Annotated in this window: 14 protein-coding genes; 3 read left to right on the top strand and 11 right to left on the bottom strand. The window is 43.6% G+C overall.

The features are described 5' to 3' along the window. The first annotated feature begins 59 nt into the window (after window positions 1-59). Together DEF30_RS11055 and DEF30_RS11050 are read left to right on the top strand one after the other, a co-directional pair. Window positions 60-686 (top strand): TetR/AcrR family transcriptional regulator, encoded by a 627-nt coding sequence (locus DEF30_RS11055; protein ID WP_294099288.1) that lies wholly within the window; start codon window positions 60-62, stop codon window positions 684-686. A 164-nt stretch (window positions 687-850) separates the two neighbouring features. Next, window positions 851-1,402, top strand: coding sequence for a hypothetical protein (locus DEF30_RS11050; protein WP_074912439.1), 552 nt, complete (start codon window positions 851-853; stop codon window positions 1,400-1,402). A 308-nt stretch (window positions 1,403-1,710) separates the two neighbouring features. On the opposite strand, the gene DEF30_RS11045 is transcribed toward DEF30_RS11050, so the two are convergent. The 11 genes from DEF30_RS11045 to DEF30_RS10995 form a co-directional block, all read right to left on the bottom strand. Beyond that, entirely contained in the window at window positions 1,711-2,196 is a 486-nt protein-coding gene (locus DEF30_RS11045) for an NUDIX domain-containing protein (RefSeq protein ID WP_294099282.1), read from the bottom strand. Window positions 2,197-2,229: 33 nt separating this feature from the next. Then, entirely contained in the window at window positions 2,230-2,754 is a 525-nt protein-coding gene (locus DEF30_RS11040) for a hypothetical protein (RefSeq protein ID WP_294099280.1), read from the bottom strand. Next, a complete protein-coding gene (locus DEF30_RS11035; protein WP_294099277.1) occupies window positions 2,747-3,457 on the bottom strand; it encodes a permease prefix domain 1-containing protein in 711 nt (236 codons plus the stop codon). Before DEF30_RS11035 ends, DEF30_RS11040 begins: the two co-directional genes overlap by 8 nt. Next, on the bottom strand, window positions 3,441-3,788 hold the full coding sequence (locus DEF30_RS11030) for a helix-turn-helix transcriptional regulator (protein ID WP_294099274.1): 348 nt from the start codon (window positions 3,786-3,788) through the stop codon (window positions 3,441-3,443). The genes DEF30_RS11035 and DEF30_RS11030 overlap by 17 nt, the downstream gene beginning before the upstream one ends. Before the next feature lie 140 nt (window positions 3,789-3,928). Then, window positions 3,929-4,531 carry a hypothetical protein gene (locus DEF30_RS11025; protein ID WP_294099272.1) on the bottom strand — a complete coding sequence of 201 codons (603 nt, stop codon included), beginning with the start codon at window positions 4,529-4,531 and terminating at the stop codon, window positions 3,929-3,931. A 21-nt stretch (window positions 4,532-4,552) separates the two neighbouring features. After that, window positions 4,553-5,548: a hypothetical protein gene (locus tag DEF30_RS11020; protein ID WP_294099269.1), complete on the bottom strand. Its 996-nt coding sequence runs from the start codon at window positions 5,546-5,548 to the stop codon at window positions 4,553-4,555. A gap of 215 nt (window positions 5,549-5,763) precedes the next feature. Then, a complete protein-coding gene (locus DEF30_RS11015) occupies window positions 5,764-6,180 on the bottom strand; it encodes a DUF2703 domain-containing protein (RefSeq protein WP_294099268.1) in 417 nt (138 codons plus the stop codon). 81 nt (window positions 6,181-6,261) lie between these two features. Then, complete coding sequence (rsmH, locus tag DEF30_RS11010; protein ID WP_294099267.1) at window positions 6,262-7,329, bottom strand: 16S rRNA (cytosine(1402)-N(4))-methyltransferase RsmH; 1,068 nt, start codon at window positions 7,327-7,329, stop codon at window positions 6,262-6,264. A 248-nt stretch (window positions 7,330-7,577) separates the two neighbouring features. Then, window positions 7,578-8,528 carry an FMN-binding protein gene (locus DEF30_RS11005; RefSeq protein WP_294099265.1) on the bottom strand — a complete coding sequence of 317 codons (951 nt, stop codon included), beginning with the start codon at window positions 8,526-8,528 and terminating at the stop codon, window positions 7,578-7,580. A 136-nt stretch (window positions 8,529-8,664) separates the two neighbouring features. Next, window positions 8,665-9,783 (bottom strand): response regulator, encoded by a 1,119-nt coding sequence (locus tag DEF30_RS11000; protein ID WP_294099263.1) that lies wholly within the window; start codon window positions 9,781-9,783, stop codon window positions 8,665-8,667. Beyond that, window positions 9,780-11,741: an ATP-binding protein gene (locus DEF30_RS10995; RefSeq protein ID WP_294099261.1), complete on the bottom strand. Its 1,962-nt coding sequence runs from the start codon at window positions 11,739-11,741 to the stop codon at window positions 9,780-9,782. Before DEF30_RS10995 ends, DEF30_RS11000 begins: the two co-directional genes overlap by 4 nt. 286 nt (window positions 11,742-12,027) lie before the next feature. Here DEF30_RS10995 and DEF30_RS10990 point away from each other — a divergent pair, with 286 nt between their 5' ends. After that, complete coding sequence (locus tag DEF30_RS10990; protein ID WP_294099260.1) at window positions 12,028-12,897, top strand: AraC family transcriptional regulator; 870 nt, start codon at window positions 12,028-12,030, stop codon at window positions 12,895-12,897. The last annotated feature ends 28 nt before the right edge of the window (window positions 12,898-12,925 follow it).

Raw genomic sequence — 12,925 nt, 5'->3', positions numbered from 1 at the left:
CCCACATTTCATGACATGATATAATATGAGTGCACTCATATTGAGGGAGAGGTATAATTATGGCAAGGATTACTCCAGAAAACAAATCGGAAACCAGAGCTGCCATCATAAAAGAGTCAATGAAGCTTTTTAATGATTTTGGTTATGCTAAAACAAACACAAAAACAATAGCTCAGCGGTGTAACATAGCTGAAGGGACAGTTTTCAACTATTTTGCAACAAAAGATGATATCTTAATGGCAGTCTTTGAAGACTTATCATCACGGTCCTACTTCACAGAGACTCCATCGTCTATTCATCCTTTAGACAAAATCATAGATATTTTCATGATTCCCTTGAGAAATCTGAATCGCATCCCAAAACAGTTCGTTATGGACATCATGATTTCGGCGATGAAGTTGTCCAAGAAGAACAACACTCTACTCCATAAGCTGCTAGCTCTGGACATGTCCTATATAAAAAAAGCGGAAGAATATATGAAAGTCTCATTAGCCTTTGAGCAAAGTGAAATGACCCCACAGTTGCTTGCAGAAGTGTTTTATTCAACTGTTGCTACAGAATATCTGTTATACATTTTTAATGAGACTATACCATTCGTTGAATTTGAAAACACTGTCAGAAATAAACTACGAATACTCATGAAACCTTATCACAAAGACTTCTGCTCTTCAGTGCAGCAGGGCTAATTGCTACAAAAGGAAGCAATACACTTTGCATGGTTGCTTGTAACATGACACAGTAACAACAAGAATGCATTGGTACCCTTTTCTCTCTATTAGCCCTATGCAGCTAAGCACATATTAATGTATGGTGGAAAAAAGCTATTATATTTCCAAAGGAGTACTTTAACATGAAAACATCTATACGCATTCCAAAGTTCCTTCATGAGCTGTTTGGCATCCAACAACAACGAACCGAGTTCATCATAATTGTAGTATTTGCAGCAACAGCAACACTACTAACCTTCTTATCCACTTCTTCTTATTGGCTGCAGCTAAAATGGTATCAAACTTTAGTCTTATGGCTTTTATTTTTTGATATCTCTGGAGGCGTAGTCGCCAATCTCAGTACAGGTACCAATGAATATTACAACTACCGTCCTAAAAGCAGATGGATTTTCATTGCTGTTCACATTCAACCACTTATTTTAGCAGCAGTTCTACAAAGTCACTTTTTTATAGCTTTCATAATTTGGTCATATACCATTGCAAGTGCATCTCTGATAAATATTCTAAGAGAGAAGGTTTACCACCGTTTGTTAGCAGGAGCTCTTTGTGCAATGGCTATTATCATCTTCATCTTAAGTGACATTGCCCTTCCCTTACCCCTTACCCTAATTTATTTACTCTATATGTTAAAGGTAGTCTACTGTTTTTCTGTAAATCATACTGGGAATCCTTAATTTTCCATTGATTCTGGTTTGTCCTCATAGTATTTGCTGATTGAAAATGATTTATGGTCAAACATTGCCTTGTCATTCACCGCATCCACTTAATCATTTCTAATAGTTAACTCCACTCATGAATCCCTTGAGGTGAAGCTGAAAGCAGTTTTTGAGAAATGATCTTGTTTTCTGATGTATATAGAACTCTAGTCCAAGTACACGTTCTCTGCACTCATATAGATAAAAACAAAGAAAGACCGTACTTTCTCCTTACCAAAGAGAGCTCGGTCTTTCGTACCTTTTTGTATCATTTTACCCTTCACAGCTTAAACATTAAGGTACTCTATCAATCTTTCCTTCTGTGGCGGAATCACTTCCGAAGAGTTCAAAAACCTGAGAAACTCCTCTTCTTTTAACCATTGGTATCCAATAGTCTCCCCTTCCTGAAGCTTTACAGAGGTCTTGTCACAATCTGTAATGACCAGATAACTAATAAATATCGTATTCTTTGTGCGATGCCATCCAATCTCCTGAAATGAAATCCCTGTTAGGCCAGTTTCTTCTTGAAGTTCCCGCTTGGCTGCTTCCAGCGGTGTTTCTCCCTTTAGGGCACTCCCTCCTGCCGTCGCTTCCATCCACCCGGGGTATCCTTCCTTCTGAAAGTCCCGCTGCATGAGAAGATAGTCTCCATCCACATGCCTCACAAGCATCTCAGAAACCAGATGATATAGCCCTTGAGGAATGGGCTCCCCACGGATGAGTTCTCTATCAGCCCTTCTTCCATCTTGATCATACGCGTCCCAAATTTCCATACGTTATCACCTCTCAGTACTTAACTCGATTTATTATCTTAATCGTTCTTCTTCAAAAATCACAGCACCTGATGCATCATAGGCCATGATTTTCCGAAATTCAGCGTCTTCCTCCCAAGAAAGTATAAAGAATCCCTCATGAAAATCACTTTGAGTCAGTATTGAACCGTCTGATGTATATACTTCAATCTTAGCAATCTTTGAGTCAGTGATAATCCCGTAAGCATGAAAACCATAATCTGATTGGGACCATACATAAGTAAGTGGCTGATTTTCCTTTATCTCGATTCCTGTATAGGCATTTCCGATCCGCCAAAAGATCCCGAAGACCTGATTAATTTCAGACTTTGAGATCCACTGTTCATATCTCCCAACAATGTACTTTCCACCTGGAAAACTTTCCATATAGACTACCTCAGAAGGACCATAATGGTTGCTCCGTTCAGAGGCCCTAAATGCGGTCATTGGGTCCAGATAGAGATAACTTCTTGTGAACAGGAGAAAAGAAAAAGCAATAAGTAAAAAAGTATTTCTAATAATCTTCTGTTTTCTATTCATGAGCACCACCTGCCTGTAGAGGAATCTCGAACTTATAATACCGGTTGTAATAGTCATATTCTATATTGAGCATCTTTGCTTCTTCTGGGAAATCATGAATTGTCCATAAGCTTTTTGAAAAAATCCCCCCGGTAGAAAATCCTGAACCATCAAAATAATCTTTTCCCGTGTCATCCGTGATAATGCTCAAATTTCCAAAGGACCAGCCCCATCCCCAAAGCCTGGTATCCACATCGCTGTAGATGATATGGAGATCTCCGTTTTTTTCATAGATGATTTCTTCCACTGTGATGATACGATCGTCAATCTTTCTCTTCTCATTCACTTCAATGGAATAAAGAATATTTTCTTTGGGAATGGTCTTGGATGGATTCCGACCAAAAAAAGACATGCCAAAAGGAACCATAATCGTAAAGATCAAATAGAGGCTTCCTACAAAAAGCAATACGTTCGAAATATACAGAATCCAACCGATGATAGGATTATGCTCCTTATTGAGCGCTTTTCCGATTTCCTCGGGATCCCCAAAATTCTCCAAAGCCATTTTCTCAGCTTCTTTAGGAGTGTAGCCTTCTGATATATAGTCTTCCACGCGCTCCTCCAGATGACTTCTGAGCTCTTTATCGATGAACTCATGATCAAAGGAGAACTTCACCTGAGAAAGCACCTCTTTCAGATAGCTCTCTTTATCTTGCCAGCTCATACTGCCCCCCAAAAACAACCTTTTCCACAGACTCGGTAAAGACATTCCACTGCTCTTTTTCAAGAGCCAGCTGTTTTTTTCCTTTCACCGTAATCTGATAATACTTCCTTTCTCTTCCCGCATCCCCTTTAGACAGATAAGACTTCAGCCATCCCATATTCTCCATCTTATGCAGCACAGGATAGAGCGTTCCCTCTTTGAACTGGAAAGAGCTGTCCGAGCGAAGCTCCAGCTCCTTGATGATCTCATAGCCATACATATCCTGACTGGAAAGAAGAGACAGAAGGAGCAGCGCCGTGGTTCCACCCAATAGATTTTTATCAAAATTCATGAGAAATCCTCCTTTCTTTATACCTAGACCTTCTATGATTATGATACCTTGAACCTCGATGTATGTCAATGCGAAGCTTTTCTATTTTACCACGCGAAAAAATCCGCCAGTCTTCGCCAGCGGATCTCATTATAGTTTGGCTATTCTTCTGGAAGGAAACTTTCCTCAATAATCTCTTCTGTATCAGCATCCACATATTTTAGGTGAAGCTCCACTTCTTCCCCCTGGAATGTCTGATAGAATCCTACAGAAAGAAGAATCGTAAACCCAGAAAAATCAAATGCATTCTCATATCCTGCCCGGTCCACATATACTTCCACTTCTTTGTATCCATTGTTTGTTCTGATGTCTTTGATATAGGGCGTATCTTCCCCTTCGATAAGCTCATTGAAAGATTCTTTGATGCTATCAGACATCTCTTCCATCATCTCTTTATGCTTACTCCGGGACATCTTGATCCAAAGAGAGCCATCTTCCATGACCTTTGCATCAGAAAAATCTGGGTTCTCTTTCAGATACGCTTCTCTGTCAAAACCGCTGAGATCCCCAGCCATATCTGGAGGCAAGGTCACCTCAACACTGAGTAGGTTCTTGTCCACATTAGGTCCAGCTGACTCTTCGTCCTCCATTTCTGTTTCTACTGATGATCCCTCTTGAGGTTCCTTCCCTTCTTCTTTCTTTGAGCATCCAAAACTGAATGCAAGAAGCAGCAGCATAAACCCGGCAATGATCTTTCTTTTCATTTCATCTCCTCCAATCCTTACTTAATTCAAATTGTCTGCTCTAATATAGAAATCAGAATTCGTATTAAACATATTGTCCTTGAACGCCAATACAAGACTGCCACTGTCCTTGTGTGTGCCAAAGAACATTACTGCTTTGCTCTTTGCGCCCTTGATTGTCTCACTGGGATATTCATCTGAAAAGTTGGGATACACATATCCTGTATTTCCCTGTTCATCAATGAGGGTGAAGGAGTACTCTGAAATGTACACCGGTTCCTCCATACTCACATTGGCATAGCTGTAGGCAATTTTATAGACAGCCTCTGGGTTCTTCACCTCATACTCATTTCTCTCAGAGGTTTTTTCAACTGAGTCTATGGTCACGGTATATACACCATCTTCTGTGGTGATTTCAATGGTCTCTCCCACAGCAAAGGTATTCTCGTACTCCGGCAATGCCCCGTTCAGATTCACTTCAGCCTCACTGCCTACTTGCAGGGAAAACACACAATCGGACTGGGATGAAAAGAAGTTGTCATAATAATGGACCTGAATCTTGCTGCTTTTTTCGGTGGTCCCCACGGCAAAGGAAGCAAGGGTTTTGGCTGCCATCGGCGTATATTCGGGACTGAATCCAGAATCCACCGGATACGTGTCCATCATGTTTCCACCTTCATCCACCATCTTGAACTCCATATCCGAAATGTAGATTTCATCCTCGCTGCGAAGATTCTCATAAAGATACTCAATAAGAAGTACCTGCTCCACCTCTTTCTCCGAGAACTCGTTGCGCTCCTCCGTTTCCTTCACACTGACAATGGTCAATGCATACTGGTCATCAAAAGTGATACGGTCTCCAATGGTATACACAACATCTTCATCCTGTTCATCCACAGCATCTTCCGGGGCATCCACAGGTTCTTCCTTCTTCACCGGCACATCTCCATCGGTTTTCTTCACAGATTCTACACTGGAACCGCACCCAGAGAGTGCAAGTATAGACAAAAGCACTACCGCAATCCAGTTTTTTTTCATTTTCCATTCCCCCATTATTGATTCATATAGTTCTATACGTACACTGTAGCACTTTCATTGTCCCGAAAACCGTACAGTTGTTAGATCGTTCACCTTCGATCATTAACACAATCTTTTTTCAACCAATGAAAAAAGCTCCAGCAAAACCGCCAGAGCCTTTCCATTTGAAAATTGATTTTAATGTCCGTAAGATAAGAAGCAGGTGGATTACAGAACTAGAAGCCTGGCATCATCAGTACCGACGGCCCCTCATCCTTCATCTCTAATACCATAAACACTGCTTTTCGGATGGCCATAGCCGGGATATCCTCATACTGCTGCCCTTCAAAAATGACACTTCTGCAGTAGGTCTTTTCATCCAAAAGGTCCGAACAGGAACCGCAGTAGCTTTCCGTGATTTCTATGGGTATGATCTCTTCTATCAGCTTTCCATTCAAATAGAGTGCATTAGACTGAGAAATATCTTCTTTGTCCAGTTTGGTTTCAAACCACTCCACCTGAACCCCTTTTGTCTGAAGCCCATCGTTCAGTCTCCTCACTTCTTTCTGAAGAGTAGTTCCTGTATCAAAGCACCGGTCACAAGTTTCTCCTCCAACATCTAAATGCTTCCATTCAATCAGCACTTTATTCATATTTTCCCTCTCTTTTAACTTCTCAGTGAAAAGAATCTAATTCTCATGATTTCACTGACTGTCCAACAAATAAATTCTAACTTAAGCTTTTATTGCCCACCTGAGCTTTGCAGATCTAGCCCTGCCGTTGCTTCTGATTTCCTCATCCGAAGGTCTGATGGGACTCTTGGCCACATCACTGTAAATGCCTTCCCTTTGATAATGCTTGAACGCTTTCTTCACAAGACGGTCTTCCCCGGAATGGAAGGTAAGAATGGCGACACGTCCACCCGGTGCCAGCACATGGGGAAGCTTCTCCAGAAACTCAAAAAGCACTTCAAACTCGCTGTTCACATCAATTCTCAATGCCTGGAAACATCTCTGACAGGACTTCTTGATGTCGTCTTTTCTCGTTTTTTCGGGAATGAACTGCAGCGCTTCAGAGATGATCTCCCGAAGCATGGTGGTGGTGGAAATTTCGATGCCCTTCTTATTGTACTTTGTGATAGCCTTTGCTATGACATCTGCATAAGGCTCATCAGCATTCTCGATGAACATCCCCTCCAGTTCTTCTTCTGTGAGGGACTTCAGCCGCTCCGCTCCAGAGACGCCTTTCTTAGGATCCAGTCTCAGGTCCAGGGGACCATCTACCTTGAAGGAGAATCCTCTCTCCGGATTGTCGATCTGCATGGAAGACACTCCGAGATCCGCCAGGACAAAATCAAGAGGTCCTGACTCTTTTGCCACCTCATCAATCTCCGCAAAGTTTCTCTGGAGGATGGTAAGAATCTCCGGTCCAAATCCTTGGGCGGCCAGTCTTTCTCTTGTTTTCGGAAGTTCTATGGGATCCACATCCAAAGAATAGAGATGCCCTTTCCCTTGAAGCTTCGCTGCCATTTCTTTTGTGTGGCCTCCATAGCCTAAGGTTGCATCGAGGCCCTTCTGGCCTGGCTGGATGTTGAGAAACTCCAGAATCTCCTCCACACAGATGGACCGGTGCATCCCCGCTGGGGTGCTTCCCTTCTCCATGACCTTCTTCACGGTATCCTGATACTTTTCCGGCTGAAGCTCTTTATACTTTTCCTCAAACTTCTTCGGATGGGTCCCGCTGTATCTTTTTCTTCTTTTATGTTTGACCTCTGTCTGCTCTACATTTTTCTTTTCGTCCATGTTCTATGTAAGAAGTACTTCTTAGGTAAGCTCATCTAAAGATGGGCTCTGCCTTTTTCCTTCTTCTCCTCCTTTTACACTAGTCCTCACTACCCATACTACCTTATTTTCAGTGATTTGTAAGCAACAAGAGTGCCGTTCCTATCGAAAAAGTGTCCCCTATCTTATACTCTGAACTTTCCTGAGAACACAAAAAATGCACAGATTTTCATCCATGCATTTTTGTGTAGTCAAGCTATAGAGAGCTGTTAGAAATTTCCATCTGCCTTCATTTCTGTAAGAAGGGTGTTTGCAAGTTTCAGGTAGTTGTCCCAAGCGCCGTTTCTCACGGTGAATCCGCTGGAAGCGTAGTTTCCGGATTCATCGATGGCTGGAAGCTCACTTAGATCCAGAAGATCCTGAGTTTCCACTACCTTTGCATTCAGTGCATCCATCTGAACATTGAATCCGATTCTGGATGGCTCATCATACTGTACAGAACCATACTTGGAAAGACCATAGTACATTTTCTGTGCCGGTGCTTCGATGTCTTTTGCTGCATCAGCAAATATCTCATCGTATCTGACAGAGGTGATCTTCTTGTCTTTCAGGGTCACCTGAAGACGGCCTGTAAGTCCGCCGCCCAGTTCTTCAGAGATCTCATAGTACTTTTCAGTGGCAGGCTCAGCCATCAGTGCAGACAGCTTTTCTGCCAGAGGAAGCATGGACTGGTTGATGCTGTTGGAAGCTCCTGAAACAACTTCAAACTCTCCAGTGAGGCTCTGGGATTCCATCATCTGCTTTTCTACGAGAAGAACGCTTTCAATCCAGGCAGCGCCCTTTACAGCCTTCATATCATAGTTGTATTCTGATGTACGCTTTGGCACATTCTGATAAAATCTGTTGTAGTAGTTGGGTCTTGTCATTTCATTGAACTCCACAAGAACCATCTCATCTCCATTCATGACCACTTCAAGAATCCCCAAGTGCCCCTGTCTGAAACGTTCCTCCACGCGGAAGTAGTCTCCCTTGGTGATGCCAAGCTTTGGCTGGATGCTCCATTCGGAGGCTTCCACTTTTTCCTCTTCCTGAGGTGTTTCCGCTGGTGTTTCTGCTGGTGTTTCAACCTGTGGCGCTTCCTTTGCTGCACATCCGGAAAGAGTCAGCACAAGGCCAAGAGCAGTGATTCCTTTAAGAAGATTGCTTATGTTTTTGTTCATATTCTGTACCCCTTATTTGTTTTATTTTGATCTTCATTCCTGGTTTTTGTTACGTATTTATCATACTAATCTTTCCAGGAAATCAGAATGCACAAAACAAGGGCAGCACCCCAACAAAACACGGATTCGTTAATTTCTAATCAATCTTCTCTTCCTTCATCCGGGCACGGTACTCCATGGGCGTTTCTCCCGTGGCTTTTCTAAACTGCTTTGCAAAGTACTCGGCGCTTTGATACCCCAGCCGCTCAGCAATCTCATAGCTTCTCAGCTCCTCCTCCTGAAGAAGCACCATGGCCCGCTGGACTTTGACACGGAAAAGATATTCTCCTAAGGTCAGTCCCGTCTCCTCCTTAAACACTTCACCCAGATGATTTTTGGTGAGGTAGAACTTTTCCGCCAAGCGGTCCAGAGTCAGCTTTCCTTCAGGATGGAGCAGGATAAACTCTTCCAGCTCCCTCACCAGGGGATGCTCTCCTTTATCCGGCAAAAGGTACGCCATGATGCTTACCAGTCTGTCAATTCGATCCATAAACTGAAGTTCCAGTTCTTGAATCGATGCCTCTTTGGACAATCGGGATCTGCTCATTTGGTAGTGAGGATAGAGGGGTGCCAGCCAGGGACTTCTTCTCTCCACCTCCAGAAGAATCTCCTCATAGACCTTCTCCAGCACCAGGGCGGTTTTCAAAAGATCTAGATTCAGGGCTTCGTAGGCGGTTTTCACTAAGGATGCACTTCTCTTTAACGCATCTTCCTGTCCAGAAACGATCTTTTCTGTGAGATCCAGCACTTCCTTTTGAGGATAGTACAGGTCCACACTATCTAAAAGCTTTTCTTCCAGAAGTCTCTTTTCTTCTTTTTCCTTTTCCACCTGGGATAGATGAGCCGAAACTTTCAGAAACATGCTCCGAAGCTCCTCTTCTTTCACCGGTTTTACGAGATAATCAAAAATGCCGTAAGCAATGGCTTCCTTCGCCAAAGAGAACTCCGCATAGTCGCTGAGAAACACCACATACTTCGAAAGATTTCTGGCCTTCACTTCTTTCAGCAGAGACAGTCCATCCATCCGAGGCATTCGGATGTCTGAGATGAGAAGATCCACCGGTTCTTTTTCCAGCATCCGAAGGGCTTCTATCCCATCCGCCGCTTCCGCATGAAGAAGGAAAGAAGAGTCTTCGCTCCACAGAGGCAGTCTACGGATCTGCCTTCTGAATACTTCCATATCATCCACAATCATGACCTTCCATGGTCTTTTCATTGTTTTCTCTCTCCTTTTTGAGGAAATATCAGATGTACCACAGCGCCTGCTCCTTTTTTTCCTTCCATGGTGATCTCTCCCTGATGCTTTTCCATGATTTTTTTGACGGTGGCAAGACCAATGCCTGTCCCTTCATACTCTTCTCTATTGTGGAGCCTTTGAAGCACTTCAAAGAGTTTATCTTTATCTTCCATGTCAAATCCCGCACCATTGTCTCTGATGGTGAGGATATATCCTTTGTCCGTATTCTCAGCCTGCACCTCAACCACTGCTTGCTCTACGTTTTTCGTAAACTTCACTGCATTGGACAGAATGTTTCTTAGAGCCTGCCTGAAGAGCATCCGGTCCGCCCATAGATCAGGAAGGGACTCCTCCATCTGAAGAACGATGTTTCTCTCCTCACAGGAAGCTTTCTGCTCCAGAAACAGGGACAGCACTTCTTCCCGCACATGAATCCACTCCATCTTCAGCTGGGTTTTGGATACCACTGAATACTGCAGCAGCTGATCAATGAGGGCAATCATCTCCGTTGATGTTTTCTCAATCTGATGCAGCATGTCCTTGGGATCCTCTTTAATGGCGTCTGCCAGGTCCTCCTTGAGCATCTTCACATAGGCATCAATGGCCTTTAAGGGAGATTTCAAGTCATGGGAAATGGTATAAGAGAAGCTTTCCAGCTCCGATACCGCCTTCTGAAGATCCTTTGTTCTTTCCTCTACCCTTTGGCTGAGCTCCTGATTGAGTGTGCGCACTTCATCCATGGCCTTCTGATAATTGGTCACATCTCTCCCCACTGAAATAATCTTCGGCTGTCCATCCTGCTCTTCTATTTTGGCATGGAGCCACAGATAATGGCGCTCTCCTTCTTTTCCAAGAATGACCACTTCAAAGTTGTTCACTTCTTTCTCTTCTTTCAAAAGCTCCACCAGCTCTTCCCGGACAAATGGATCCAGGTAAAGGTCTTCCATGTTCTTTGTAAGAAGCTCCTCCACCTCATAGCCGAGGATCTCCTTCACCGAAGGAGAAGCAATAAGAACCTTGCCGCCCAAGGTGGTTTCAAGGTAAAGATCATGGATTCCTTCAAAAATGGTCATGTACTTCTTTTCGCTTTTAAGAAGAGACTCCTGGTTTTCTAGAGCTCTCTGAAAATACCGCACCGCAATGCCGCCCATGATGATGAATAAAATGGCGGACAGGAACAGCGTCACTTTCGTTTTATCGTCTGGAGGCATCAGCCACTCTCCGATCCTTTTCTCCTCAATGATGCCGTTCTGGATGGAAAGAATAAAGCCAATGAAAAGAAGCCCAAAAGAAACCATCCCTGCCATGATCCGTCCGCTGTACCTGCTGGAAGAGGGGGACTTCAGTCGTAGAATCCTTCTTACTGGAGGGAGAAGAAGCACTGCATCACAGACCGCAACGAGCACAGACTCCATGAGGATTCCTCTCATGACAAAAAGCACCACGATACCTCTGCTGATTTCCGTCACCGCCTGTGGGTTCCAGAAAGGAGGATTCCAGCGGAAGAGAAGCGGAAAAAGAGTGCTGTACAACATCCATCGCAATGCGGCGTGCAAGGCCTGAATCACGTATAGATTATTGAGCCAAACCCTTTCTTTTCTTCTCCACTCTGTTCCTTTTCCATGGAGATAAATCCAGAGGAGAAACGACAGGGCTGGCACCAAGGATGCCCATCCATTGGAAAAGCCCAGTATAAAAGGGTACAGAACAGTTCCACCAAAAAATGCACTGATGAGTCCATAAAAAGGTCCCCAGGCCAGGCTCACAAGAAGTGGAAACCCGATGCTCCAGACAAAATTCAGCCTGAATCCACTGAAATTGAGCCTGATGGAGGCATAGATCAGTATCAGTCCCATAAGTCCAGAAAGGAGAGAGACTGTTACTTTATATATCCTGTCAGAATCCTTCCTGAGCGTCTGTTTGTCTGCTGTTTCCATCTTCTTCCCCCCTCATCGCGAACTAAACTTTGTTTTCATTCTATCACAATTTCTGGTTATCCAAAGAAAATCTTAACCGAAAACATATCAGAGAATATCACGTGTGATGGAAGGATAAAAAGCTGCTTTTCTCTTCACATTTAAATACTTCTTCTCCTCGCCGCTGTAAATGATCCATAGGTTCGTCTATTTTCTGATGTGACGCGATACGATACAATAAGAAGAAAAAAGTCGAGTCTTTTGCTTTTCCCTCCGATACACTGGTGATAAGAAAGGAAGTGCCCCTATGCTGAAAGAACTGAATCAGGTCATGGATTACATTGAGGACCATCTCACCGACGAAGACCTGTCCCTGGATAAAATCTCATCCTTTGCTGGTGTGTCTGACTATCATTTCCGTCAGATCTTTTATCATCTCAGCGGATACACGCTCAGTGAGTACGTTAAGGGAAGGAGGCTTTCTGAAGCCAGTGAGGATCTTTTGCAGGGAGCCCACGTCACTGAGGTTTCATATCGGTATGGATACCAGTCACTGGACGGATTCACAAGGGCATTTAAAAAGTGGAGCGGTTCACTCCCCTCTGAAGTACAAAAAAGTGGTAGAGGTTTTTCCTTTCAAAGAATCAGCTTTGTGATCAAAGTACAAGGAGGTACTAAAATGGAGTATCAAATCATTGAAAAACCAGCGTTTTACTTTGCCGGTGTCAGCAGGCGCGTTCCCATGCAGTTTGAAGGAGTCAACGAGGAGATTGTGAACCTTGCAAAAAGCATCACCAAAGAGCAGCGGGAAGAGCTCCATCGACTGAAAAACGTCGAACCTATGGAAATCATCAACGCATCCTATGAGGCAGATTTTCATTTTCAGAAAGAAGATGGTTATCTTACCCACCTCATTGGAGTCCTCACCACAGAAGAAACTGCAGGAGAAGGCTTGGAGCTGGTCCCTGTCCCGGAAGCTGCCTGGGCAGTGTTCCCAAATGAAGGCCCTTTTCCAAAAACTCTTCAAGACACCATGGCGAGAATCTACGGTGAGTGGCTGCCAGCTTCAAGCTATGAGCTGCTACCTCTACCCTTCTTCTCCTTCACTAAAATGACTACTGATCTACAAGATGTTTCCTACAGTGAAATCTGGATTCCGGTGAAACGGATAGAATGATCTGTCCATAAGGATTTCCCTCTAAAGA

The sequence above is a fragment of the Proteiniclasticum sp. genome (assembly GCF_003514505.1).
GTDB lineage: Bacteria > Bacillota > Clostridia > Clostridiales > Clostridiaceae > Proteiniclasticum.
The sequence above is the reverse complement of the archived record's forward strand: the minus strand, read 5'-3'. Positions and strand labels throughout refer to the sequence as shown.

Coding starts and splice junctions, on each gene's coding strand:
- DEF30_RS11030 (WP_294099274.1), bottom strand. CDS start 3,788: ATGAATTTTGATAAAAATCTATTGGGTGGAACCACGGCGCTGCTCCTT.
- DEF30_RS10990 (WP_294099260.1), top strand. CDS start 12,028: ATGCTGAAAGAACTGAATCAGGTCATGGATTACATTGAGGACCATCTC.
- DEF30_RS11020 (WP_294099269.1), bottom strand. CDS start 5,548: ATGAAAAAAAACTGGATTGCGGTAGTGCTTTTGTCTATACTTGCACTC.
- DEF30_RS11015 (WP_294099268.1), bottom strand. CDS start 6,180: ATGAATAAAGTGCTGATTGAATGGAAGCATTTAGATGTTGGAGGAGAA.
- DEF30_RS11055 (WP_294099288.1), top strand. CDS start 60: ATGGCAAGGATTACTCCAGAAAACAAATCGGAAACCAGAGCTGCCATC.
- DEF30_RS10995 (WP_294099261.1), bottom strand. CDS start 11,741: ATGGAAACAGCAGACAAACAGACGCTCAGGAAGGATTCTGACAGGATA.
- DEF30_RS11035 (WP_294099277.1), bottom strand. CDS start 3,457: ATGAGCTGGCAAGATAAAGAGAGCTATCTGAAAGAGGTGCTTTCTCAG.
- DEF30_RS11025 (WP_294099272.1), bottom strand. CDS start 4,531: ATGAAAAGAAAGATCATTGCCGGGTTTATGCTGCTGCTTCTTGCATTC.
- DEF30_RS11045 (WP_294099282.1), bottom strand. CDS start 2,196: ATGGAAATTTGGGACGCGTATGATCAAGATGGAAGAAGGGCTGATAGA.
- DEF30_RS11000 (WP_294099263.1), bottom strand. CDS start 9,783: ATGAAAAGACCATGGAAGGTCATGATTGTGGATGATATGGAAGTATTC.
- DEF30_RS11040 (WP_294099280.1), bottom strand. CDS start 2,754: ATGAATAGAAAACAGAAGATTATTAGAAATACTTTTTTACTTATTGCT.
- DEF30_RS11005 (WP_294099265.1), bottom strand. CDS start 8,528: ATGAACAAAAACATAAGCAATCTTCTTAAAGGAATCACTGCTCTTGGC.
- rsmH (WP_294099267.1), bottom strand. CDS start 7,329: ATGGACGAAAAGAAAAATGTAGAGCAGACAGAGGTCAAACATAAAAGA.
- DEF30_RS11050 (WP_074912439.1), top strand. CDS start 851: ATGAAAACATCTATACGCATTCCAAAGTTCCTTCATGAGCTGTTTGGC.